The organism is Actinoplanes sp. NPDC000266, from assembly GCF_042899005.1.
Lineage (GTDB): Bacteria > Actinomycetota > Actinomycetes > Mycobacteriales > Micromonosporaceae > Actinoplanes.
This window is the reverse complement of sequence record NZ_JBIAZI010000010.1, coordinates 204,681-227,388: the sequence shown is the minus strand read 5'-3', so window position 1 is coordinate 227,388 and position 22,708 is coordinate 204,681. Positions and strand designations below refer to the sequence as shown.

The following is a 22,708-nucleotide window of genomic DNA, read 5'->3' as shown; positions in this document are numbered from 1 at the left end:
AGCTTTGTCGGTGTGCCAAGAGCCGCCGGGACGGTACCGTGTTCGCGCTGTTCGGGCGGCGACACCGCGCTGCGCCTGTTCCCGGCGGTGATCGATCTGGCCCGTCGCGGAGGGCACGGCGACCTAATCGACAGCTGGGGAAGCGACATCGAGCTGATCGCGGCGGCGGCCGAGATAGGCCCGCTCGGCTGAGTTGCCGGTCAGGGCCAGGGCTCGGCCGTACGCGGCGTGGGCCTCCCCGCCGCGGCCCAGGCGCCGGAGCAGGTCGGCGCGGGCCGCGTGGAAGGCGTGGTAGCCGTCGAGCGGCCCGGCCAGGCGGTCGATCTCGGTCAGGCCGGCGGCCGGGCCGTCCACCTCGGACAGCGCCACCGCCCGGTTGAGGTGGACGATCGGTGACGGGTCGAGCCGGGCCAGGGTGCCGTAGAGGGCGACGATCGCCGGCCAGTCGGTGCCCCCGGTTTCCATGTGGACCGCGTTGATCGCGGCCAGCACCTGGTAGCGGCCCGGTGGGTCGCCGCCGGCCGCGACCGCCGCGATCCGTTCGCGAATCAGGGCCTGGGCCTCGGCGACGAGGTCGCCGTTCCAGGCGGCGCGGTCCTGCTCGGTCAGGGTCACCAGCTCGCCGGTGGCGGAGATCCGGGCCGGGCGCCGGGCGTCGATGAACAGCATCAGGGCCAGCAGGCCGGTCACCTCGCCCCGGCCGGGCAGGAGACTCCGCAGCAGCCGGCCCAGGCGGATCGCCTCGTCGGTGAGGTCGGCGCGGATCGGATCGTCGCCGTCGCCGGCCAGGTAGCCCTCGTTGAAGACCAGGTAGACCACGGCCAGGACGCCGGCCAGCCGGTCGCGGATGTCGGCCGCTGACGGCACCCGGTACGGGATGCGGGCCGCCTTGATCTTCGTCTTGGCCCGGGTGAGACGTTTCGCCATGGTCGCCTCCGGCACCAGGAAGGCGCGGGCGATCTCGGCCACGGTGAGGCCGCCGAGCAGGCGCAGGGTCAGCGCCACCCGGGCCTCCATGGCCAGCGCGGGATGGCAGCAGGTGAACACCAGCCGGAGCCGGTCGTCCTCGATCGGCCCGGCCGGCTCGGCGAAGGGGTGCATGATCCGGGCCGCCTCGTGCTTGGCGTCGCGTTGCGACTCGCGACGGAGCCAGTCGATCGCCTTGCGGGTGGCGGTGGTGACGAGCCAACCCCCAGGATTAGGGGGTACGCCGTCACGCGGCCACCGCTCGGCCGCGGCGGCGAAGGCGTCGGCGGCCGACTCCTCGGCCAGGTCGAGGTCGCCGAAGCGGCGGGCCAGGCCGGCGACCACCCGCGCCCACTCCTCGTGGTGGGCACGGATGATCGCCTGCTCGGCGTCGATCACTTCGCGGTGACGCCCGGGCCCCGGAACCGGTGCACCTCCTGCGGCCAGTCGAGCGCCACGGTGAGCCGGCCGGCCCAGTAGCGGGCCGTCTCGTCGTCGGGGACCTCCACGGCACAGAAGCCGCCCAGGTGCTCCTTCGTCTCGACGTACGGGCCGTCGGTGAAGACCGGCTTCCCGTCGACCGCCTCGACACTGCACACCGCGGTGGACCGGTCGAGCCCGCCGTTGGTGAAGATCAGAACGCCCTGGTCGCGCATCTCGTCGAGCACGACCCGCGCCGCCTTGGCCTTGCCGGCCAGTTCGTCGGAGGTGTGCTCCTGCACCCACTCGTCATTGAAGGTGATCAGGTACTCGGTCATGGTCGCTCCCTCTCGGTTCAGGCCGGACACTAGTTCCACGAACGGCCCGGCCCAAGAAGGACACTGAGTCAGAAGGTGTGTTCGGTCGAAGGGAATTCGCCGCCTCGGACCTCCGCCGCGTATTGGCGCGTGGCCTCGGCCAAGATGCCCGACATGTCGGCGTATTTCTTGACGAAGCGCGGCGCCTTGCCGGTACGCAGACCGACCATGTCCTGCCAGACGAGCACCTGGGCGTCGGTGTCGGGGCCGGCGCCGATGCCCACGGTCGGGATGTCGAGCTCCTTGGTGATGGTCTTGGCGACCTCGCCCGGAACCATCTCGAGCACGACGGCGAAGGCGCCCGCGTCGGCCACCGCGCGAGCGTCGGCCACCACCTGGGCGGCCGAGTCGTCGCGGCCCTGCACGCGATAGCCGCCGAGCGTGTGCTCGCTCTGCGGAGTGAAGCCGACGTGGCCCATGACCGGGATGCCGGCGCCGGTCAGGGCCTCGATCTGGGCGGCGACGCGGCGGCCGCCCTCGAGCTTGACGGCGTGGGCGCCGCCCTCCTTCATGAAGCGGACGGCGGTGCGCAGGGCCTGGGTCGGGCCCTCCTCGTAGCTGCCGAAGGGCAGGTCGGCGACGATCAGCGCGGTGGTGGTGGCGCGGACGACGGCGCGGACCAGCGGGAGCAGCTCGTCGACGGTGACCGGCAGGGTGGTCTCGTAGCCGTAGACGTTGTTGGCGGCCGAGTCGCCGACGAGCAGGACGGGTACGCCGTTCTGGTCGAAGATCGCGGCGGTGTACTGGTCGTACGAGGTCAGCATGGGCCAGCGGTCGCCCCTGGCCTTGGCGGCCTGGAGGTCGCGGGTCCGGACCCGGCGAGTGGCCGGCCCCCCGTACAGCGTGGGAATTTCCGACATTTCCGACTCCTTCCCTCGAGGCCGCCGTGATGCGGTCCCCGGGTACGTTCGAATCGTCGCACCTGGCGCGCCCGCGCGGCAGTGGAGGTTGTCACAGCCCTTCGCGGAACCTGTTGGTGATCGGCAGGCGGCGGTCGCGGCCGAACGCCTTGCCCGAGATCTTGGTGCCGGGAGCGGACTGGCGCCGCTTGTACTCCGCCAGGTCGACCAGGCGCAGGACCCGGTCGACCAGGGCCTGGTCGTGCCCGGCGGCGATGAGGTCGTCGCGGCCCATGTCGTGGTCGACGTAGCCGGCCAGGATCGGATCGAGCAACTCGTAGTCGGGCAGCGAGTCGGAGTCCTTCTGGTCCGGCCGCAGCTCGGCGCTCGGCGGCTTGGTGATCGAGCTGTCCGGGATGGGCGGCGTGCCCGGCCGCGTGTTGCGCCAGCGGGCCAGCTTCCACACCATCGTCTTCGGCACGTCCTTGAGCGGATTGAAGCCGCCGACCGAGTCGCCGTAGAGCGTGGAGTAACCGACAGCAAGCTCACTCTTGTTACCCGTGGTGAGCACGAGGTGCCCGTCCTGGTTCGACAGCGCCATCAGGATGACACCGCGGACGCGGGCCTGGAGGTTCTCCACGGCCAGGCCGGAGAGCGACATGTTGGCCAGGAACGCGTCGACCATCGGCTGGATGGGCTCGGTGCGGTAGTCGAGGCCTGTGCGCTTGGCCAGGTCGGCGGCGTCGTCCTTGGAGTGCTCGGAGGAGTATCCGCTGGGCATCGAGACGCCGGTGACGCGGTCGGCGCCCAGCGCGTCGACGGCGATGGCGGCCACCACGGCCGAGTCGATGCCGCCGGACAGGCCGAGCGCCACCGAGCGGAACCCGTTCTTGTCGACGTAGTCGCGCAGGCCGAGCACCAGGGCCGACCAGATCTCCTCTTCGTCGACCACGCGCTCGGCGATCCCGCCGTCCCGCTTGTCGCCCGGGTGCGGCCGCAGATCACCCAAAGCGCCCACCCGGTTGATCACCATGTCGTCATCGATGTGCTGTTCGCCGGGCGGAACGTCCGTTTCATCGGTTTTACCGCAAACGTTCGGCGTGGGATCCGCCGCCGGCAGGGACAAATCGTGCACCAGGAGCTGCGACGAGAACTGCCCGGCCCGGGCCAGCAGTTCCCCGCCGGCGGTCACGATCAGCGAATCACCGTCGAAGACGAGCTCGTCCTGCCCGCCGACCATGTTCACGTACGCGACCGTGGCCCCGGCCTCGGCCGCCCGCCGCTTGACCAGCGGCAGCCGCACGTCGTCCTTGTTCAGCTCGTACGGCGAGGCGTTGATGTTGACCACCAGCCCCACGCCGGCCTCCCGGGCCGCCGTGAACGGCCCCCCGGCCTGCCAGATGTCCTCACAGACGGTGAGTGCGACATCGACCCCGCCCAGGCGCACCACGGTCAGTGACGTGCCCGGCTCGAAGTAGCGGTCCTCGTCGAAGACGCCGTAGTTGGGCAGGTGGTGCTTGTAGTACGTGGCCACGACCTCGCCACCCAGCAGCAGGGCCGAGGCGTCCCGCCGGCCCCGTCCGGGGACCGCGTCGGCGCTGGTGTGCGGCGGCCCGTCCGAGTCGACATATCCGACAACGACCGCCATATCTCCCAGGCCGTCGGCGGCGAGATCACCGGCGAGGGCGGACAGGGCCGAGCGTGACGCGTCGACGAACGAGTTGCGGAAGACCAGGTCCTCGATGGGATAGCCGGTCAGCATCATCTCGGGGAAGGCGACCAGCTGCGCCCCCTCGTCCGCGGCGCGCCGGGTCCACGACCGCACAGAAGCGGCATTTCCGGCAATGTCGCCAACCGTGGAGTTGACCTGGGCCAGGGCGATCCGCAGCGTGGGCATGACCCTTATTCTTCCCCAAGACGCCGCACGCCTATCGCCACCCGGGACATCCTCACAGCCCCCGGTCAGCGTAATGTCGGCGTAACCGGACCAGGGAAGACTGGCCTGCTAGGCCACCACGGACGATGGAGTGAACGTTGGACCGACAGCAGGAGTTCGTGCTTCGCACTCTCGAGGAGCGCGACATCCGTTTTGTCCGGCTCTGGTTCACCGACGTGCTGGGCACCTTGAAGAGTGTGTCCGTCGCCCCGGCCGAGCTCGAGTCCGCCTTCGAGGAGGGCATGGGCATCGACGGCTCGGCCATCGAGGGCTTCGCCCGGGTCTACGAGTCGGACATGGTGGCCATGCCCGACCCGACGACCTTCCAGGTCTTCCCCTTCGAGGGCGGCGCCAGCGGCGAGTCCGCCCGCATGTTCTGCGACATCCTGCTGCCCGACGGCAGCGCGGCCTGGGCCGACCCGCGCCACGTGCTGCGCCGGGGCCTGGCCAAGGCGGCCGAGAAGGGCTTCACCTTCTACACCCACCCCGAGGTCGAGTTCTTCCTGGTGCAGGACGGCCCGCTCGACGGCTCGCTGCCCATCCCGGTCGACTCGGGCGGCTACTTCGACCACACCACCCACTCGATCGCCCGCGACTTCCGCCGGCAGGCCGTGCTGGCCCTGGAGCGCATCGGCATCTCGGTCGAGTTCAGCCACCACGAGGTCGCGCCCGGCCAGCAGGAGATCGACCTGCGCTACGCCGACGCGCTGACCACGGCCGACAACATCATGACGTTCCGCCACGTGGTCAAGGAGGTGGCGCTGTCGCAGGGCGTGCGGGCCACCTTCATGCCGAAGCCGTACACCGACCAGCCCGGCAGCGGCATGCACACCCACCTGTCGCTGATGGAGGGCGAGCGCAACGCCTTCTACGACGCCGACGACCCGATGAAGCTGTCCAAGACGGCCCGCTCGTTCATCGCCGGCCTGCTGGTGCACGCCCGTGAGTACACCGCGGTCACCAACCAGTGGGTGAACTCGTACAAGCGGCTCTTCCCGCTCCAGCTGCCCAACGCGATCACCGAGTCCCCCGCCTTCGTCAGCTGGGGCCACCTCAACCGCTCGGCCCTGGTCCGGGTGCCCGCGTTCGGCAAGCCCAGCTCGGCCCGCGTCGAGGTCCGCTCGATCGACTCGGCCACGAACCCCTACCTGGCCTTCGCCGTCATGCTGGGCGCCGGCCTCAAGGGCATCGAGGAGGGCTACGAGCTGCCCCCGGGCGCCGAGGACGACGTCTGGTCGCTGTCGCCGGCCGAGCGCAAGGCCGCCGGATACGAGGCGCTGCCGGAAAACCTGTCCGAGGCCATCGACGTGATGGAGAAGTCCGAGTTGATCGCCGAGGTCCTCGGCGAGCACGTCTACGACTTCTTCCTGCGCAACAAGCGGGCCGAGTGGGAGCAGTACCGCCGCGAGGTCACCCCCTACGAGCGGCAGCGTTACCTGGGCGCGCTGTAGTTATGTAGACGCCTTCTTGTACGGTCTCTCCTGACATCACGTGAAGGAGAGGCCGTGCTCGAGGATCTGCTTGAAGGTGCTGGCCGCAGCATCGTTTTCGGTATCGTCGGCATCGGCCTCATGGCCGTCGGCTATCTGCTCATCGACGTACTCACTCCGGGCAAACTGCGCGACCTGATCTTCGTGGAGCGCAACCCGAACGCCTCGCTGCTGCTGGCGGCGAACCAGCTCGGCATCGCCGCCATCGTCACCACGGCGATCTTCACCAGCTATGAGGACTTCGGCCAGGGCCTGGCCTCGACGGTGCTGTTCGGCATCATCGGCATCGGCATCATGGGCCTGGCCTTCCTGGTCCTCGACTGGATGACTCCCGGCAAGCTCGGCGAGGTCATCTGCACCCCCGAGCGCCACGGCGGCGCCCTGGTCAGCGCCGCTTCGCACTTTGGTGCGGCTTTGATCGTCTGCGCCTGCATCTCTTAGAGGTACGCATCCTGGACCCGAGCCCGCTTCGACGGGCCCGGGTCCGCGCGTCCCGGCCTCTCTGCCGCGGCTGCCGGGCTGTCCTGCAACGAAAGCTTCAAGCATTCCGCAGGAGCAGCCCACCGCCCCAGACGAGCGCGACGACGGTGCCGGCCAGGAAGACCACGGCCCAGATCTCCCTGGGCACCAGGGTCCGCCGCCGCAGCACGTCGGCGTCGCCGCCCTCGATGGTGTAGTCCCGCCACGTCATGAAGACGAGCATCCGCTGCACGGCCCCGATCAGCAGCAGCCACACCCAGACGTGCGCGTAGAGCGCCTGCACCGGCCCGTCGGCCTTGGTCGCCATCATCCAGATCAGCACGATCAGCCCCGGCACGAGCAGCCAGCCGAGGAAGCCGCGCACCGCGATCAGCATGAGCACGAGAAAGGCCAGACTGGCCCACAGCACCCCGTCGACGTGCCCGTGCAGCAGCATCCAGGCCCCGGCCAGCCCGAACAACGAGGGCCCGAGATAGCCGGCCATGGTCACAAAGATGTCCACCAGCCACGGCAGCGCCTCTTTCGGCTCGGTCGAGCCCCCACCGCCGCGCTCGAACCGGATGGCCTTGACCGCCCGGAAGAGCAGAACCGCCAGCAGGGCGTGCCCGCCCTCATGGGCCACGACCACGAAGAACCGGCTCAGGAACCAGAGCGGCACGGCCAGCACCCACGCCAGCAGAGCCGCCGTCCAGGCAACATTCCCCGCCGCCACCCCCGCAAGCTAGCGACCCCATCCCGCACCGCACCACGGTCCGTTCACCCGACCCGTTCTGCGACGCGACGTCCGGATCACGAGCGATCACGGGCCATACTGGGTGAATGACGCGGCGCCGGCTGTGGGCATCGATGACGATCGTCGGTTGTGTGCTGCTCCTGGGCGGGTGGATCGCCTTCCTCGCCCGCAACGGCCTGGACCGGGCCGACCAACTGTCCAGCGTGGTCGGCGCCATCATCGCCGCCGCTCTGGGTGTCGCTGGGCTGTGGGCCGCGCTGCGCCCCGCCTCCGGCCAGGACGCGGGTCAGGTGCAGATCAACCAGGCCTCCGGAAACGCCACGATGTACAACGTCCAGGACGGCGACCTGCACACTGGCGCGCCGGCGAGGCCCGATGAGACGTGAGGTGGCGCCCCAGCAGGTGAATATCGCCGGTGACGCCGCCACGTTGCTCGCCGTCCAGAACGGCGACCTGCACGTGCATCAGCGGATCGGCACCCATTTCATCGACGAGCTGTCGTTCGGCGCCGTCACCATGCCGTCCGGACAGCAGCCGAGCCGGCTTCTCAACGCGGGCAACCGGGTCGTCCGCTTCACCGGCCGGGAGCGGGAGCTGGCCGAGCTGACCGCCTGGCGTGACGCCGGCGCCGCGATGGCGGTCCGCCTGGTGCACGGCGGCGCCGGGCTGGGCAAGACGCGGCTGGCCCACCGGTTCGCCGAGCTCTCGCACGGCGCCGGGTGGGTCACCGTGCGGGCCCGGCACAGCCGCGACGCCGTGATCCAGCCGGTCGAGGTGGCGGCCGGAAACGCCCTGGTCGCGGTGAAGCCGCTGCTCGTGGTGGTCGACTACGCCGAGCGGTGGCCCCTGTCCGATCTGCTGGCGCTCCTGCTGGACCGGCGCCTGCACGCCGGCCGGGCGCTGCGGATCCTCCTGCTGGCCCGGCCCCTCAGCGCCTGGTGGGACGCGCTCACCTACCGGCTCGCCGAGGCGTTGGGGGTGCACGCTGACAGCACCGAGCTGACGACACTGGACACGGCCCGGATCGGCTACCGGGAGGTGTTCGAGGTCGCGCGCGAGTGCTTCGCGCGGGCATTGACCGTGGCCGAGCCCGGCGGTCACGTGCCGGAGATCGAAGGTTCGTTCCTTACCGTGCACATGGCGGCCCTGGCCCACGTCCTCGCCGTCGCGCACGGTGAGACGCCGCCGACCGATCCTGGGCAGTTGTCGGCATATCTGCTGTCGCGGGAGCGGAGCCACTGGCAGTCGATGTACGACAACGACCGGCGGGTCGAGTCCAGCCCGCAGGTGATGGGCCGGACGGTGTACGTGGCCGCGCTGACCCGGTCGCTCGACTACGCGTCGGCCGTCCCGGTGCTGAAGGCGGTCACCGTGGCCGAAGGGGCCGACGTCGCCGGCCGGATCCTCGCCGACCACGCGATGTGTTATCCGCCGCACGACCCGGACACGGTGCTGGAACCGCTCTATCCCGACCGGCTGGCCGAGGACTTCGTCGCGTTGCAGACCCCCGGCCACCCGGTCGGCGGATTCCGGCCCGATCCGTGGGCCGGTGGCGCGCTCGGCGCCCTGCTGGCCCACGACGCGCGGAGCGCCGGCACCGCCTTGCCGCTCCTGATCGAGGCCGCCCGGCGGTGGCCGCATCTGTCGGCGGAACAGCTCGTGCCCGTACTGCGAAAGCATCCCGAACTCGCGGTCCGGGCCGGCGCGGCGGCACTGTCGGCGATCGCGTCGGCCCCCACGATGCCGCTGGACGTGCTGGTGGCGATCGAGTCCGCGTTCCCGGCCGAGCCGACCACCGATCTCCACGCGGGCATAGCGGCGATCACCGAGCGGCTCGCCTCCGAGGTGGCGGGCCATACCGGCGATCCGGTGCGCACGATCGCCCTGGCGGTGAAACTCGGCTGGCGAAGGCTCGACTCGGGCCGGGTCAAGGACGGCATCGCCCTGCTCACCGAGGCGGTGGCCATCGCACGGCAGCTGATCGACAACGACCGGGCCGCCCACGCGGCCCAGTTCGAGTTCGCCGTGCGCAGCCTCGGCCTGGCTCACGCCCGCGCCAAGGACTGGGCTCCGGCCGCCGACCGGCTCGGCGAGGCGGTCGGGCTGTGGGCCGACGGCCGGGCACGATGCACACCGTCGGCCGAGGACGTCGCCGCCTGCCTGGCCGATCTCAGCCTCGCCCTGTGGCACCAGGGCCGCGGCACGTCCTCCCTCTCCGTCCGGCACCGGGCGATCGCTCAGCTGCGGCGCCTGGTCGCCGTCGACGGCCGGCACCGGCTGACCTTGATTCGCGTGCTGGTCCAGCAGGCCGATCAGCTGCGCCACGGCGACCGCCGCGAGGACGCGCTGGACGCGATCGACGAAGCCCTGGACCTGCTGAGGGCGGTGGCCGGAAACGCCGGCGCCGGGCTGGAGCTTGATTTCGCGGCGGCCCTTCTCGGGCGGGCGAAGACGCTGCAATCGCTGGGCCGCACGGACGAGGCGGCTTTCGCCGTCTCGGGCGCGGTGGAGGTGTTCCGGCGGCTGGCCGAGGTGAACGTCCTCTACGACGACGACCTGGCTCAAGCTCGCCAGGTGGAGGCGAGCATCCACGCCGGCCGGCGCCGATGGCGGGAAGCGCTCGACGCGCAAGCCGAGACGGTCGCGATCCGCCGGCGTCTCGTGCGGATCAGCGCGGAACGGCACGGGCTCGAACTCATGCACGCGCAGATCAGGTTCGCTCGCATCTGCCACGACGGCGGATCGCGGACCGACGCCGCCCTGGCCGCACTGGACGAGGTGATCGAGATGGCCCGGGCGCCCCGGTACGCGGACGTCCGGGACCGCCTGGTCCTGACCGCCCGCTCCATCGGCGCCGACCTCCTCGACGCGGCCGGCCGGCACACGGACGCGGACGCCGTGCGCGGCCAGATGCACCGCCCGGCGCCCCCGAAGCAGGCCCCATCGGCGCCGGGCGACGTGATCAAGGAGGCTCGCACGATCGGCAACCTGGCGCCCTATCTGGCCCGCATCCGGCTGGAACAGTTGCCCTCCCGGGAGGTCGCCGCGCTGATCCTCGCCATCAGGCCCGGCTACGACTGGTTCGATCTCATGTTCCGCGGATTACTCCCGGACAAGCGGCTGACGATCGTGAAGTGGCTCATGCGAGACGACGCGCTCCTGGGCGACACGATGCTGCTCGGATATCTGACCCCGCTGCTGAGGGCCATCCCCGACAGCGATCTGGTCCCCATCCTGGATCGGAGCACTCCCGCGACGGCAGCCGCGGTCCTCGACAAGTTCTCCATCGGAACAGCCTCAGCGGTGTTACGGCTTCTGAGGCCCGCGCAGGCCGAAGCCATCATCCGCCGGCTCGGTTACGACCCTGGCCGCGCTTTCCCCCGCGCGTAGTGACGGAGCGGCTTGTTCTGCGGGGCTGAAGCTCCGTACCCCGAACCCCTGACGCGATGAAGATCTATTACCCGCGCCGCTCGGTGAAGTACGCGGCGCTCTGGTCGTCGGCCGGGTAGTACGACTCGATGGCGACCTCGTCCAGCGTGATGTCGAGCGGGGTGCCGAACGTGGTGATGGTCGAGAACAGCCGCAGCTCGCGGCCGTCGACGCGCAGGATCATCGGGATCACGACGTCGGCGTCGACCCGGGGGCCGGCCGGCTCGGCCAGCAGCTCCTCGTAGAGGGCGGTCAGCTCGGGGTCGGGCGCGGTGGCGAGCTGGCGCCCGATGCGGGTGCGGAACACCGCCCGGACGTCGCCCAGATTGACGATCATGGGGGCGAAGCCGCGCGGGTCCAGGGCCAGCCGCACGAGGTTGACCGGCGGGCGCAGCAGCGCCGGGTCGGCCCGGGCCAGGAACGGGTCGACGGCCCGGTTGGTCTCGACGATGTTCCAGCCCCGGTCGAAGACCAGCGCCGGATAGGGCTCGTGCGCGCGCAGCACCCTCCGCACCGCGTCCCGGGCCGCTGTCAGCGCCGCGTCGTCGAGTGGGCGCCTCTGGTAGCGGGGCGCGAACCCGCCCGCGAGCAGCAGCCGGTTGCGGTCGCGCAGCGGCACGTGAAGCTGCTCGGCGAGGCGCAGGATCATGTCGGCGCTCGGCCGCGACTTTCCCGTCTCGACCAGGCTGACGTGCCGCGCCGACACGTCGGCGGCGATCGCCAGGTCGAGCTGGCTGAGCGCCCGGCGCTGCCGCCATTGCCGCAGGAGCTCCCCGACCGTGTCCACGTCGATGGAGCGTACGCATTCTCCAGGCGTACGCCATGAAATGCCGTTTCATCGACAAGCCGGCAACCAGGCGAAAACACTGTCCACCATGACCAACAAGAGCATCGTCGAGCGCACCCTCACCGGCTTCGTCGCGACCGGTGACGTCGACGTCGTGGCCCACGCCCTCAGCGACGACTTCCGCCACCACCGCCCCGGCTCGATCACCTCGACCAAGCGGGAGTGGCTGGCCGCGCTCCGCAAGGCCCAGGCGCCGCTGGAGGGCATGCGCGTCACCATCACCCACCTGCTGGCCGACGGCGACCACGTCATCGTCCATTCGCAGCGCCGCCTGCCCGCCACAGGCGCCGAGATCGCCGTCATCGAGATCTGGCGCCTGGCCGACGGGCTGATCGCCGAGGGCTGGGAGCTGATCGAGCCCCTGTCGCACGTTCCGGCCAACCTCGAATGGTGGGCTCAGCCGCCGACATGACGGAGGACGGCCAGCACGCGCCGGTTGTCGGTGTCGGACGGTGGCAGGCCGAGCTTGGTGAAGATGTTCGCGACGTGCTTCTCGACGACGCCGGGGGTGATGACCAGGGCGGCCGCGATGCCGGCGTTGGAACGGCCCTCGGCCATCAGGGCCAGCACCTCGCGCTCGCGTGGGGTCAGGGTGGCCATGCCGGTGGTCTCCCGGCCGGCCCGCATCAGGTGGCCGACCACCTCCGGGTCGAGGGCCGTGCCGCCCGAAGCGACGCGGGTCAGGGCGTCCACGAAGTCGGCCACGTCGGCGACCCGGTCCTTCAGCAGATATCCGACGCCGGTGGGGCGGTCGGCCAGCAGGCGGGTCGCGTAGCGGGTCTCGACGTACTGGGAGAAGACCAGCACGCCGACGGTGGGATGGTCGCGGCGGATGTCGATGGCGGCGCGCAGGCCCTCGTCGGTGTGGGTCGGGGGCATGCGGATGTCGACGATGGCCACGTCGGGCACGTCGGTGGCTATCGCCGCGCGCAGCGCCTCCGCGTCGGCCACCGCGGCGCACACCTCGAAGCCCCGGTCGGTCAGGAGCCGGACCAGGCCCTCGCGCATCATCGCGGCGTCCTCCGCGATCACCACCCGCATGGGCATGTCCCCGTTCATACGTGTGTGGGCAGTTCGATCTCGACCCGGGTCGGGCCGCCGGGCGGGCTCGTCACGCTCATCCGGCCGTCCACGACGGAGATACGGCGGGCCAGGCCGGACAGTCCGGGGCCGTCCGGGTCGGCCCCGCCGGCACCATCGTCCTCCACGGTCAGCTTCAGACCCCCGCCGGCGTACAGGTCGATCCTGGTCGCCCCGCTGTGTTTGGCCGCGTTGGCCAGCAGCTCGGCCGCGCAGAAGTAGGCGATGGTCTCGATCGCCGGCGCCGGGCGCACGGGCAGGTCGACGCGCACCGTGACCGGGATGGCGCTGCCGCTGGCCAGGGTGGCCAGCGCGTCGCCGAGGCCGTTGTCGAGGACCGGCGGATGGATGCCGCGCACCAGGTCGCGCAGGTCGGCCAGGGCCTGTTTGGCGCCCTGGTGGGCCAGCGCCACCAGTTCACGGGCCTGGTCCAGGTCGGGTGGCGGCCCGTCGGCGCCGAGCTTCTCCTTGGCCATGCCGAGGTTCATGGCCAGGGTGGCCAGCCGGATCTGGGCGCCGTCGTGCAGGTCCCGTTCCAGCCGGCGCATCATGGCGGCCGCGTCGTCGATGGCCCGGGCCCGGCTGACCCTCAGCTCGGCGAGCCGGCCCGGTCCGAGCAGCCGCCGCATCGCGGCCAGGTCGAGGCTCACGCCGGCCCGCGTCAGCCAGGGCGCCACCAGCAGCATGGCCAGCCCTGCGGCGGCGATCAGGAACGTCCCCGCGAACGTCCGCGTGCCGATCGGGCCGAACGGCGTCAGCGCCCACACCGGCCCGAGGGTCGTGCCCGGCGGATGGTTGCGGAACAGTGGCCACCACAACGGATAGCTCAGATTGACCACGCCGAACACGTAACAGAAAGCGCCGTAGCCCTCGGGGATGGCCAGTGGCACCTTCAGCACGCCGTAGCCGAGGGCGCGCCATCCCGGCCCGTCGGAGATCCGCCTCGACCGCCGGGGCGGCGGCGCGTCGATGTGTTCGCCGAGCAGCCGGTGGGCCAGCCCACGATGCACCGCTCCCGTCGCGCGCCCGAACGAGGTGGCCGTCGCGACGAGGAGCACGAGGGTCAGCGGGAACAGGACCAGGAACACCGGCGCCACCACCGGCGCCGGCTGCTCGTCCATGGCCCCGGTGGCCCAGAGGATCAGCACGGCCAGGGCCGGCACCGCCGCCGGCACGGCCAGGATCGCGGCCGCGCTGATCACGCCGGCGACGCAGAACACCACTCGCCGCAGGGCCGTCATCGCCCCATTGTGGCCGTTCACGCGTCCCGGTGGCGCAGCAGCAGGCCGCCGGCCGCGATCACCACCGCCGCGTAACCGCACATCAGCAGCACGCTGACCCCGCCGGAGAACAGCCCCGGCGTCGGCGTGATCACCGCGATCGAGTTCAGCAGCATCAGCAGCGGCACGAAGCGGCCGACCGCGATGCCGCTCTCGCCGAACAGCCCGATCACGATCATCGGGACGAACATCAGCCCGGACAACGTGCCGATGGCGGCCCCCGAGTGCCGCATGATGGTCCCCGCACCGACCCCGATCAGCGCCGTGGCGCCCAGGTAAACGCCGGTCAGCACGACCGGCCGCAGGACCGACGGGTCGCTCAGGGAGGCGGACGGAATGGCCGTGCCGCGGATCGCCAGCTGCCCGCTCAGATAGCCGGCGAAGCTCGCGACCAGCCCGACGGCGAGCGCCACCCCGCCGCACACGGCGGCCTTCGCGGCCAGCAGCGTCCGCCGCCGCGGCACGGCGGCCAGGGTCGAGCGGATCATCCCGGTGCCGTACTCGCCGGTCATCACCAGCACGCCGAGCGCGCCCAGCAGCAGCTGGGCCAGGATCGCCCCGCCCAGGCTGTTGTTCAGGATCTGCGCGGCCGTCGCGACCGGGGTGTGCGACCGATAGCCGAGCCCGACCCCCGCGCCGGCCGCGGCCATCGAGACCACCGCCGCGATCGCCAGCCACCACGTCGACCGGACGCTGCGCAGCTTGATCCGCTCCATCCGGGCCGCGTGCCGAATTCCGTACCCGCTCATGCCGCCTCCGATCCTCGATAGTCCGTGACCTGCGACGTGAGCCGGAAGAACGCGTCCTCCAGGCTGTCACCGCCCGTGGCCAGCTCGGCCACGGTGGTCTCGGCCAGCAGCCGGCCCCGCCCGATGACGATCAGCCGGTCCGCGGTCAGCGCCATCTCGGCGATCAGGTGGCTGGACACGAAGACCGTCCGCCCTTCGGCCGCGAGCCCGCGCAGCAGCTCCCGGATCCAGCGGATGCCCTCCGGGTCGAGCCCGTTGACCGGCTCGTCGAGCAGCAGGACCGCCGGATCACCGAGCAGCGCCACCGCGACGCCGAGCCGCTGCCGCATGCCGAGCGAGTACGTCCCGGCCCGCCGCCCGGCCGCGCCGGTCAACCCGACGATCCGCAGCACCTCCTCGACCCGCGAGCCCGCGATGTCGTTGCTCGCGGCCAGCGCGGCCAGATGCGCCCGCGCGCTGCGCCCCGGATGGAAGGCCCCGGCGTCCAGCAGCGCCCCCACGGTCTTCAAAGGCCAGTCCAATTGGGTGTACGGATGACCGCCCACCAGAGCCTCACCCCGATCCGGGGCGTCGAGCCCCAGGATCATCCGCATCGTCGTCGACTTGCCGGACCCGTTCGGCCCGAGGAAGCCGGTCACCACCCCCGGCTCGACCCGGACGCTCAGCCCGTCGACGGCGACCCGCCCGCCGTAGCGTTTGCTCACCTCACGTAGTTCGATCACCTCTTCGACGCTAGGCACCGCCACCGCATCGATGAAGCCGGAAACCACCCGACTCCACCCGGGGGTTTTCCACCCTCCACAATGACCGCATGACGCAGTCGCTTCCGCACACCACCGGCACCCTGGCCGCCGATCTTCGCGCGCTCGGCCTGTCCGCCGGCGACACGGTGCTCGTGCACTCCTCGATGCGGGCGGTGGGTTATGTGGCCGGGGACGTCCAGGCCGTCGTACAGGCAATGCTCGATGTCCTCGGCCCTGAGGGAACGCTCGTGGTGCCCACCCACACACCGGCCAACTCCGACCCCGCCGACTGGGAGAACCCGCCCGTGCCGGCAGCGTGGTGGCCGGTGATCCGTGAGCAGGGTCCCGGCTTCGACCCGGCCCGCACCCCCAGCCACCGCATGGGAGCCTTCCCGGAGGTGGTCCGGGCCTGGCCCGGCGCCCGCCGCAGCTCTCATCCGCAGGTGTCGTTCGCCGCGGTCGGCGCCCGGGCCGCGGCCGTCGTCGACGACCACCCACTGGAGGACGGGCTCGGCGACGGCTCGCCGCTGGGCGCCGTCTACCGGGCCGACGGCAAGGTCCTGCTGCTCGGCTGCGGCCACGACCGCAACACGTCCCTGCATCTGGGCGAATGCCGGCAAGCGGAACCCGCGATGGCCGATCACGGAGCCGCCGTCCGCGACCCGTCCGGCGGCAGCCGCTGGGTCACCTGGCGGGCCCCCGACGCCGACGCCTCGGACTTCGCCGAGCTGGGCGCCGCCTATGAGGCGACGGCGGCCCCGGTGCGGCTGGGACGTGTCGGCGGCGCCGAGTCCCGGCTGATGTCCCAGCGTGCCCTGGTCGACTTCGCCACCGGCTGGCTCGGCCGGCATCGGCTCACTTGAGCTCGAGCTTGCCCAGGTCGCCGGCCTCGAGCGGCCAGGACTCGGGTGCGAGGCCCAGGGCGGAGCGCAGATAGGCCGTACTCACCCGCTGGATCAAAGCCACGCGATCCGGGCTCTCGTCGGTGGTCTCGGCGGCGTTGTAGCCGGAGACGCCGCCCAGGGAGTGCTCGGCGCCGACGACGGTGAGCAGGGACTTCGGGGACGGGCTCTGGAAGTACGCGTCGGTGAACCAGTCGGGGCCACGCGTGGTCAGGGCCGACTGGTCGTTGTCGCCGGCGATGATCAGGGCCGGTGTGGTCATCGTGGAGAAGTCCGGGTTCATGAAGGCGAAGTGCTCCTCGGCGAATGGCACGAGGCCGCCTTTGCCGGCCGCGGCCAGCAGCACGCCCGCCTTGACGCGCGGGTCGGGCACGGCGAAGTCGTCGCCGTCGACCCGGGCGCCCAGCAGCATGCCGGCGCTCTGTGCGCCCCACGAGTGGCCGGAGACGGCGATGCGGTCGCGGTCGATCGTGCCGGGGATGACGCTCTCGATCAGGTCGAGCTCGTCGATGATCCGGCTCAGCTGCTGGACCCGGATCTTCCAGATCAGCGGCGTGCGGGGATCGGACGGCGGAAGGGCCAGCGTCCGGGAGTCCAGGTGGGTGGGCTGGACCACGACGAAGCCGTTGGCGGCCCAGTGGTCGGCCAGCGGGGCGTACCCGTCGAGGGAACTGCCGAAGCCGTGCGAGAAGACGACGACCGGGAGGTTCTCGCCGGCGGTGGGCGCGGTGACCCGTACGTCGAAGTCAGCACCTTCAACGGCGACCGGCTTGACCGAAACGATGGTGTTCATAGGGGCTCCTGCTCTGACATCATGAACAAGCGGAACCTTGTTCCGCTAGCCACGATACGGAACCTGGTTCCGGTTAGCAAGGAGGGTGACTGTGACGAAGCGCGCCGACGCCCGGCGGAATGAGAAGGCCCTGCTCGACGCGGCCGCGGCCGCGTTCGTGGAATCAGGCGTGGACGCGCCCGTGCGCGACATCGCCGCGAAGGCCGGAGTGGGCGTCGGGACGATCTACCGCCACTTTCCCGCGCGCTCCGACCTGATCGTCGCGGTGTTCCGGCACCAGGTCGAGGAGTGCGCGGCGGCCGGGCCGGAACTGCTGAAGAGCAGCGCGTCGCCGCACGAGGCGCTCGGCCGCTGGATCGACCTGTTCGCCGACTTCCTCGTCACGAAGCACGGGCTGCCCGAGGCGCTGAACGCGGGCGACCTGCACGCGTACTTCCTGGAACGTCTCGTGCCCGTCTGCGCCGAGATCGTGGACGCCGCGACCGCGGCCGGCCAGATCGTGCCCGGCGTCAGCCCGGTCGGCCTGCTGCGCGGCGTCGGCAACCTGTGCATCGGCGCCGGCCGCGACGACGGCTACGACGCCCGGCAGATGATCGGCTTCCTCATCGAGGGCCTGCGCACGAGCTGAGGTCAGGCCGGCTCGAACTGGACCTTGCGGGTGGCGGGGTCGGCCGACGTCAGGCGCACCCGGGCCCGGGTGCCCACCGGCAGCCCGCCCTTGCAGCGGGCCCGCACGGCCGGGTCGTCGATCGCGATGGTCCCGTCGGCGTCGAGCACACCAGCCGAGAAGACCTCACCGACCCGGCCCTGCAACAGCACGGCCTCGGCCAGGTCGATGGCGCCCCGGTCGGCGCCGCCGGCCACCCGGTCGGAGTCGGCCATCACCTTCGGCAGCTTGGGCAGGGCCTCCCGGGCCCAGTCGGGCACCGGCTGACCGGCGGCGAGGGCCAGGCAGACCTCGGTGGCGTAGCGGTCGGCCAGCCGTCGCAGCGGGGCGGTGACATGGGCGTACGGCGAACCGACCCCGCCGTGCCCGGTCAGAGCCGGCGCCGAACCGTCGAAGGCCGTGTAGGCCGCTCCCCGCAGCAGGTCGGCCGCCTGCTCGAGGAACGCGGCACCGCGCGGGGTGGCCGGATCGGCCGTGGCCACGACCTCGCCCACGGGCGCGCCGGCCGGCCACAGCACCCCGAGCGATTTCGCGGCGGCCTGAAGCTTCACGACCGCCTCGGCCTTCGGCGGCGGCATGGTCCGCAGCAGCCCGACACCGCCGCGCAGCATCAGATCGGCCGCGGCCATGCCGGTGAGCAGCGAGATCTGAGCGTTGTGCTCCTCGACCGGCAGCGGAGCCCGCAGCACCAGCCGCCAGCCGTCGCCGTCCCGCTCCACTTCCTGCTCGGGCAGGGGCAGGTTGACGGCGCCACGCTCACCGGCCCGCTTGGCCAGCAGGCTCCCCAACTCGGGCAACAGCGCATAGGGCTCGGCGGCGGTGCCGGCGTCCACTTCCCGTTGCACGCCCACATAGTCGAGCTTGGCCCGGCTCCGCACCCGGGCCCGCCCGACCTCGACGCCGGTCATGCCGCCGTCGGCGTCCAGGTCGATGGTCCAGACCACGGCGAGCCGCTCGACATCGGCGAACAGGCTCACCGCCCCTTCGCTGAGCACCGGAGGATGAAGCGGGATCCGCCCGTCCGGCAGATAGATCGTCTGCCCCCGGCTCCAGGTCTCGGCTTCGAGCGGACCACCCGGCCGCACGAAGGAGGCGACGTCAGCGATCGCGTAGAGCACCCGGTAGCCGCCGTCGCGGCGGCTCAGATGCATCGCCTGATCGAGATCCCGCGACGAGGCCGGATCAATGGTCACAAAAGGAACATCGGTGAGGTCGGCCGCGTCCGCGAGGGACCGCCCGGCCGCCGCTTCCGCCTCAGCCAGAGCCCCGGCCGGAAACTCCCCCGGCAGCTTCAACTCCCGCCGCAGCCCGGCGAAGTCGATTTCCGGAGCCCACACCCGTCTGATCGGCACGGCTCATTCCTACCAGCCCAGACGCGAGAGGAGGACCGCGCCATACGGCACGGCCCTCCTCTGCTCCTGCTTTCCGCCGGTTTCCGGTCAGCGCGCCCGCTTGGCGGCCACCTTCCGGCCGGTCGACGGCCGGGCGTCGAGCATGTCCGCGGCCGGGGTGTTGCCGGCGGCGGCCCGGCGGGCGGCGGCGCTCGACGTCGCCTTGGCGACCTTGGACGCGTTGGTGGACGAGTTCTTCGCGGTCGGACCGGAAAGGCGGGTGTTCGTAGCCTTGGCGGCCCGGGTCCGCCCGGCGGTCGTCTCGTTGGCCGCCGACCGCTTCGCGGAGGGCGCGGCCGCCGGACGGTTGCCGCCCTTGGCCACCACCGGACTGAGACCGGCAACCTTGGCCACGGCCGAACGCGGAGCCGCCGACGCGGCCGCCCGCTTGTTGGCCGTCGCCACCGCGGCGGTCCCGACGACCTTCTTGGCGGGCGCCGGGGTGGTCGTGGCCTTCTTGGCCACGCCCATGCTCCGGCCACCCGCCGCCGTAGCCCTTGTCGCACCCGCCTTGGCGGCCGCGGCCTTGGTGGCCGACGCTTTCGCGCCGGCGGCCTTCGTGGCGGCGGCCTTCGTGGCGGCGGCCTTTGTGGCGGCGGCCTTTGTGGCGGCGGCCTTCGTCGCTGTCGCCTTTGTGGCCTTCGCCGCCTTTGCGGTTGTCGCCTTTGCGGCCTTTGTGGCGCGGGTGGCTGTCGCCGTGCTGGCCGCTGCCGCCTTGGCCGCCGTCGCGACCTTGGCCGTGGCCTTGGCTCCGGTCGCCCTACCTCCGGCCGCCACTCCCCCGGTCGCCTTGCCCCCGGTCGCCTTGCTGCCGGTCGCCTTGCTGCTGGTCGCCTTGCTGCCGGTCGCCTTGCCGCCGGCGCGGGCCGCGCCGGCCGTGGCCTTGCGGGCCGAAGCGGTTCCGGCGCGCGCGCTCCTGGCCGCGGCGGTGTTCGCGGCCGCGGTCTCCTCCATCGACGAGGACAGGCCGGCGACCTTGTTGGCCGACGCCGCCCGGCGCGAGGCCGCGCTCTTGGCCGCCGCCGTGTTCGCGATCGCCGTCTCGCCGATCGCGCTCGCACGCCCCGCGACCTTCCGAGCAGAACGAGCGGCCGCGCTCTTGGCCGCCGCCGCGTTGGCCGCAGCCGTCTTCGCCGTCTCCGCCGCCCGCCCAGCCGTCTTCCGCGCCGTACCGGCACTCCGCGACGCCGCGCTCTTGGCCGCACCGACGTTGGCGCTGGCCGTCTTGGCCACCTCGGACGAACGCCCCGCCATCTTCCGCGCCGACTCCGCCGCCTTCTTGGCCGCGCTCTTGGCCGCCGCGGTGTTCGCCGCCGCCGTCTGGGCGGTGGCCGCCTTCTTGGCCGCCGCGCCCGCCTTGGCCCCGGTCGCCTTGACCCCGCTCGCCTTGGCCCCGCTCGCCTTGGCCGCCGTGGCCCGCGCACCGGCGGCCTTCGCCGCAGTAGCCGTCGCAGCAGCAGCCTTCGTGCCAGCCGCCTTCGTCGCCGTTGCCTTCGCCGCCGTGGCCTTCGTCGCCGTTGCCTTCGCCGCCGTGGCCTTGGCCGCCGTGGCCTTCGTCGCCGCGGCCTTGGCCGCCGTTGCCTTCGTCGCCGCCGTCCTGGTGGCAGCAGCCTTGGTCGCCGTTGCCTTCTTAGCGGTCACCTTCGCTCCGGTCGCCTTGGTAGCAGTGGCTGCCTTCGCGGCCGCCTTGTTCGCCGCGGCTGTCGTGGCCTTTGCCGTCGCCGCCTTCTTCGCCGCGGCTGCCGTCGCCTTGGTGGCCGCCTTTCGCGCCGGCGTCGCCGCCTTGTTCGCGGGCGCCGTGTTGGCGGCGGCCTTGTTCGCGGGCGCCGTGCCGCCGGCCGCCTTGCGGGCGCTCGGCCGGGCCGACCCGGCCGGGGCGGCGCCCTTGCCGGTGGTCCGCGCGCGCTTCGGCGTACCCCGCTTGGCCGGCCGAACCCCGGACTCGGTAGCCACTTCCATGTCGGGCGCCGCGGCGAAATCCTCTTCCATGTCCGCCGCCGGCGCCGACCCCTCATCGATCGACGCGGTCGTCATGTTCGGCCCGGATCCCAGGGCCGCCGCCGTCCGCCGCGGCGTCACCGGCCGCTTGCCGCCTCGGGCCCCGGCCGCACGCGCCGGCCGTACGGCCTCACCCGCCGCCGCCCCTCGCACCGCGCCCGTGAGCGCCGTCCGCCCGGAAACCCGCGCCGGCGCCTTGCTCCCGACCGGCTTGACCGCCCCGGTCTTGACCGCCGCCGATTTAGAGGCTGTCGCCGACTTCCCGGCCTGCTTCGGCGCGACCGCCTTGGCGTTCTTCACGGCCGCCACCTTCGTACCGGCCGCCTTCGTCATGGTGTTCTTCGCCGCGCCCGCCTTGGAGGTGGCCGCCTTGGAGACGGTTGCCTTCGCGCCCACACCCGACTTGGCTCCGGTCGCCTTCGACGCGCCCGCGCCCGCCTTGGAAGCGGTCGCCTTTGACGCGCCCGCGCCCGCCTTGGAAGCGGTCGCCTTCGACGCGCCCGCGCCCGCCTTCGCGCCCGCGCCGCGCACGGCGGCCGGCTTGGGTGCGGCCGGCTTCGGGGCCGTCGGCTTCGGCATGACCGGCTTGGCGGCGGCCGTCCTCGACGACTTCGCGGCGGGCGCCACCTTGGCCGTGGTCACCTTCGGTCCGGCGCCCTTGGCGGCGAGCGCCCGCGCCGCGACCGGCTTGGCGGCCGCGCTCTTCGCCGCGCTGCGCGGCTTCGGCGCCACCGTCTTCGCCGCGGAGGTCTTCGCGGCAGCAGCCTTCGCCGCGCCCGCCTTCGCCGCGGCGATCTTCGTGGCGCCGGCCTTCGCAGCGGCAGTCGCCTTCACAGCGGCACTCTTCTTCGCGCCGGCAGTCGCGCCGGCAGTCGCGGCGGCGGTCGCGCCGGCAGTCGCCTTCACGGCAGCGCTCTTCGAAGCGGCGCCCTTCGCGGAGGCCGACTTAGCCGCAGCGGACCGGGCGGGAACGGCCTTCACCGCGGATGCCTTGGTCGCGGCAGACCGGGCCGGAGCCGACTTCACAGCCGACGGCTTGGCCGCGGCGGACCGGGCCGGAGCGGCCGACGGCTTGGCCGCGGCGGACCGGGCCGGAGCGGCCGACGGCTTGGCCGCGGCGGACCGGGCCGGAGTGGACTTCGCCGTGGACGGCTTCCCGGTGGCCGAGCGGGGCGTCGACGCGGCGGTGGCGCGCGTGCCGGTGGAGCGGGCCGATGTGGTGGTTAGGGGTTTTTTGCCCGCTCTTGTGGCGAGATTGGTCGGGGCCTTTTTGGCAGCGGCCATCAGGGTGTTCCTCCTTGCGAATGACTGCGGGCTCGTCTCCGCCTGGAGACTGCGAAGATCCGGCTTGGACTCAGGGACGTCGGAGCCGGCTGTCAGCTGACCTCCCCGGTCCAGCGGGCATCCTCGGCATCCCAATCGGCATTGCGCTTCTCGACCGTCTCGAGAGCCCGCGTCGCTTCGTCAGCCGTGGCGTAGGGGCCGAGCCGGTACTGGGCGGGACACACGTCCTCGCCGGTCTCGACCCGACTGTCGCGAAGGCACCAGAAGTAGCCGCCTCCGCCGGGCCCACTGTCGTTCATGCAAT

The 22,708-nt window shown here is 72.1% G+C and carries 22 protein-coding genes; 8 read left to right on the top strand and 14 right to left on the bottom strand.

Annotation, left to right across the window (positions count from 1 at the left end; all coding sequences use genetic code 11):
- Window positions 1-123: 123 nt before the first annotated feature.
- The 4 genes from ACFY36_RS36485 to ACFY36_RS36470 all read right to left on the bottom strand — a co-directional run bounded on the left by ACFY36_RS36485 (window position 124) and on the right by ACFY36_RS36470 (window position 4,499).
- Window positions 124-1,365, bottom strand: a complete 1,242-nt coding sequence (locus ACFY36_RS36485; RefSeq protein WP_499750456.1) for an RNA polymerase sigma factor — start codon at window positions 1,363-1,365, stop codon at window positions 124-126.
- Complete coding sequence (locus ACFY36_RS36480; protein WP_499750455.1) at window positions 1,362-1,724, bottom strand: YciI family protein; 363 nt, start codon at window positions 1,722-1,724, stop codon at window positions 1,362-1,364. Before ACFY36_RS36480 ends, ACFY36_RS36485 begins: the two co-directional genes overlap by 4 nt.
- A 68-nt stretch (window positions 1,725-1,792) precedes the next feature.
- Window positions 1,793-2,623: a 3-methyl-2-oxobutanoate hydroxymethyltransferase gene (gene panB, locus ACFY36_RS36475; protein ID WP_498657936.1), complete on the bottom strand. Its 831-nt coding sequence runs from the start codon at window positions 2,621-2,623 to the stop codon at window positions 1,793-1,795.
- A gap of 91 nt (window positions 2,624-2,714) precedes the next feature.
- Window positions 2,715-4,499, bottom strand: a complete 1,785-nt coding sequence (locus ACFY36_RS36470; RefSeq protein ID WP_499750454.1) for an NAD+ synthase — start codon at window positions 4,497-4,499, stop codon at window positions 2,715-2,717.
- Window positions 4,500-4,636: 137 nt separating this feature from the next.
- On the opposite strand from ACFY36_RS36470, the gene ACFY36_RS36465 reads away from it, so the two are divergent.
- Complete coding sequence (locus tag ACFY36_RS36465) at window positions 4,637-5,989, top strand: glutamine synthetase family protein (RefSeq protein ID WP_498695642.1); 1,353 nt, start codon at window positions 4,637-4,639, stop codon at window positions 5,987-5,989.
- Window positions 5,990-6,043: 54 nt separating this feature from the next.
- Window positions 6,044-6,469, top strand: coding sequence for a DUF350 domain-containing protein (locus tag ACFY36_RS36460; protein WP_499750453.1), 426 nt, complete (start codon window positions 6,044-6,046; stop codon window positions 6,467-6,469).
- A gap of 97 nt (window positions 6,470-6,566) precedes the next feature.
- Here ACFY36_RS36460 and ACFY36_RS36455 read toward each other — a convergent pair whose 3' ends face one another.
- A complete protein-coding gene (locus ACFY36_RS36455; RefSeq protein ID WP_499750452.1) occupies window positions 6,567-7,220 on the bottom strand; it encodes a M50 family metallopeptidase in 654 nt (217 codons plus the stop codon).
- A 107-nt stretch (window positions 7,221-7,327) separates the two neighbouring features.
- Here ACFY36_RS36455 and ACFY36_RS36450 point away from each other — a divergent pair, with 107 nt between their 5' ends.
- Window positions 7,328-7,627 carry a hypothetical protein gene (locus tag ACFY36_RS36450; protein ID WP_499750451.1) on the top strand — a complete coding sequence of 100 codons (300 nt, stop codon included), beginning with the start codon at window positions 7,328-7,330 and terminating at the stop codon, window positions 7,625-7,627.
- Window positions 7,617-10,631: a hypothetical protein gene (locus tag ACFY36_RS36445; RefSeq protein ID WP_499750450.1), complete on the top strand. Its 3,015-nt coding sequence runs from the start codon at window positions 7,617-7,619 to the stop codon at window positions 10,629-10,631. The genes ACFY36_RS36450 and ACFY36_RS36445 overlap by 11 nt, the downstream gene beginning before the upstream one ends.
- A gap of 67 nt (window positions 10,632-10,698) precedes the next feature.
- Here ACFY36_RS36445 and ACFY36_RS36440 read toward each other — a convergent pair whose 3' ends face one another.
- Window positions 10,699-11,457 carry a helix-turn-helix domain-containing protein gene (locus ACFY36_RS36440; protein ID WP_499750449.1) on the bottom strand — a complete coding sequence of 253 codons (759 nt, stop codon included), beginning with the start codon at window positions 11,455-11,457 and terminating at the stop codon, window positions 10,699-10,701.
- A gap of 88 nt (window positions 11,458-11,545) precedes the next feature.
- On the opposite strand from ACFY36_RS36440, the gene ACFY36_RS36435 reads away from it, so the two are divergent.
- Entirely contained in the window at window positions 11,546-11,929 is a 384-nt protein-coding gene (locus tag ACFY36_RS36435) for a nuclear transport factor 2 family protein (RefSeq protein ID WP_499750448.1), read from the top strand.
- On the opposite strand, the gene ACFY36_RS36430 is transcribed toward ACFY36_RS36435, so the two are convergent.
- Genes ACFY36_RS36430 through ACFY36_RS36415 form a run of 4 tightly spaced genes read right to left on the bottom strand, consistent with a single transcriptional unit; the run spans window position 11,914 to window position 15,348 of the window.
- A complete protein-coding gene (locus ACFY36_RS36430; RefSeq protein ID WP_499750624.1) occupies window positions 11,914-12,558 on the bottom strand; it encodes a response regulator in 645 nt (214 codons plus the stop codon). The two genes, ACFY36_RS36435 and ACFY36_RS36430, sit on opposite strands and share 16 nt — an antisense overlap.
- 14 nt (window positions 12,559-12,572) lie before the next feature.
- On the bottom strand, window positions 12,573-13,838 hold the full coding sequence (locus ACFY36_RS36425) for a sensor histidine kinase (RefSeq protein WP_499750447.1): 1,266 nt from the start codon (window positions 13,836-13,838) through the stop codon (window positions 12,573-12,575).
- Between the two features lie 17 nt (window positions 13,839-13,855).
- Window positions 13,856-14,626, bottom strand: coding sequence for an ABC transporter permease (locus ACFY36_RS36420; protein ID WP_499750446.1), 771 nt, complete (start codon window positions 14,624-14,626; stop codon window positions 13,856-13,858).
- Entirely contained in the window at window positions 14,623-15,348 is a 726-nt protein-coding gene (locus ACFY36_RS36415; protein ID WP_499750445.1) for an ABC transporter ATP-binding protein, read from the bottom strand. The genes ACFY36_RS36420 and ACFY36_RS36415 overlap by 4 nt, the downstream gene beginning before the upstream one ends.
- Before the next feature lie 89 nt (window positions 15,349-15,437).
- Here ACFY36_RS36415 and ACFY36_RS36410 point away from each other — a divergent pair, with 89 nt between their 5' ends.
- On the top strand, window positions 15,438-16,232 hold the full coding sequence (locus ACFY36_RS36410) for an AAC(3) family N-acetyltransferase (RefSeq protein WP_499750444.1): 795 nt from the start codon (window positions 15,438-15,440) through the stop codon (window positions 16,230-16,232).
- Here the strand turns inward: ACFY36_RS36410 and ACFY36_RS36405 are convergent.
- On the bottom strand, window positions 16,225-17,064 hold the full coding sequence (locus ACFY36_RS36405) for an alpha/beta hydrolase family protein (RefSeq protein ID WP_499750443.1): 840 nt from the start codon (window positions 17,062-17,064) through the stop codon (window positions 16,225-16,227). The genes ACFY36_RS36410 and ACFY36_RS36405 overlap by 8 nt on opposite strands.
- Before the next feature lie 85 nt (window positions 17,065-17,149).
- On the opposite strand from ACFY36_RS36405, the gene ACFY36_RS36400 reads away from it, so the two are divergent.
- A complete protein-coding gene (locus ACFY36_RS36400; protein ID WP_499750442.1) occupies window positions 17,150-17,692 on the top strand; it encodes a TetR/AcrR family transcriptional regulator in 543 nt (180 codons plus the stop codon).
- A 2-nt stretch (window positions 17,693-17,694) separates the two neighbouring features.
- Here ACFY36_RS36400 and ACFY36_RS36395 read toward each other — a convergent pair whose 3' ends face one another.
- Window positions 17,695-19,083: an RNB domain-containing ribonuclease gene (locus tag ACFY36_RS36395; protein WP_499750441.1), complete on the bottom strand. Its 1,389-nt coding sequence runs from the start codon at window positions 19,081-19,083 to the stop codon at window positions 17,695-17,697.
- Window positions 19,084-19,170: 87 nt separating this feature from the next.
- Window positions 19,171-21,420: a hypothetical protein gene (locus ACFY36_RS36390; RefSeq protein ID WP_499750440.1), complete on the bottom strand. Its 2,250-nt coding sequence runs from the start codon at window positions 21,418-21,420 to the stop codon at window positions 19,171-19,173.
- Between ACFY36_RS36390 and ACFY36_RS36385 the strand changes: the two genes are divergently transcribed.
- Window positions 21,347-22,504 (top strand): hypothetical protein, encoded by a 1,158-nt coding sequence (locus tag ACFY36_RS36385; RefSeq protein ID WP_499750439.1) that lies wholly within the window; start codon window positions 21,347-21,349, stop codon window positions 22,502-22,504. The two genes, ACFY36_RS36390 and ACFY36_RS36385, sit on opposite strands and share 74 nt — an antisense overlap.
- On the opposite strand, the gene ACFY36_RS36380 is transcribed toward ACFY36_RS36385, so the two are convergent.
- The gene (locus ACFY36_RS36380; protein WP_498695578.1) at window positions 22,497-22,703 is read right to left on the bottom strand and encodes a hypothetical protein; all 207 of its coding nucleotides are present in this window, start codon (window positions 22,701-22,703) and stop codon (window positions 22,497-22,499) included. The genes ACFY36_RS36385 and ACFY36_RS36380 overlap by 8 nt on opposite strands.
- Window positions 22,704-22,708: the final 5 nt, after the last annotated feature.

Bases quoted from the DNA above. Each gene is read 5' to 3' on its own strand.
- ACFY36_RS36420 (WP_499750446.1), bottom strand. From the start codon at position 14,626: ATGAGCGGGTACGGAATTCGGCACGCGGCCCGGATGGAGCGGATCAAG.
- panB (WP_498657936.1), bottom strand. From the start codon at position 2,623: ATGTCGGAAATTCCCACGCTGTACGGGGGGCCGGCCACTCGCCGGGTC.
- ACFY36_RS36450 (WP_499750451.1), top strand. From the start codon at position 7,328: ATGACGCGGCGCCGGCTGTGGGCATCGATGACGATCGTCGGTTGTGTG.
- ACFY36_RS36435 (WP_499750448.1), top strand. From the start codon at position 11,546: ATGACCAACAAGAGCATCGTCGAGCGCACCCTCACCGGCTTCGTCGCG.
- ACFY36_RS36425 (WP_499750447.1), bottom strand. From the start codon at position 13,838: ATGACGGCCCTGCGGCGAGTGGTGTTCTGCGTCGCCGGCGTGATCAGC.
- ACFY36_RS36445 (WP_499750450.1), top strand. From the start codon at position 7,617: ATGAGACGTGAGGTGGCGCCCCAGCAGGTGAATATCGCCGGTGACGCC.
- ACFY36_RS36480 (WP_499750455.1), bottom strand. From the start codon at position 1,724: ATGACCGAGTACCTGATCACCTTCAATGACGAGTGGGTGCAGGAGCAC.
- ACFY36_RS36470 (WP_499750454.1), bottom strand. From the start codon at position 4,499: ATGCCCACGCTGCGGATCGCCCTGGCCCAGGTCAACTCCACGGTTGGC.
- ACFY36_RS36405 (WP_499750443.1), bottom strand. From the start codon at position 17,064: ATGAACACCATCGTTTCGGTCAAGCCGGTCGCCGTTGAAGGTGCTGAC.
- ACFY36_RS36430 (WP_499750624.1), bottom strand. From the start codon at position 12,558: ATGCGGGTGGTGATCGCGGAGGACGCCGCGATGATGCGCGAGGGCCTG.
- ACFY36_RS36380 (WP_498695578.1), bottom strand. From the start codon at position 22,703: ATGAACGACAGTGGGCCCGGCGGAGGCGGCTACTTCTGGTGCCTTCGC.
- ACFY36_RS36410 (WP_499750444.1), top strand. From the start codon at position 15,438: ATGACGCAGTCGCTTCCGCACACCACCGGCACCCTGGCCGCCGATCTT.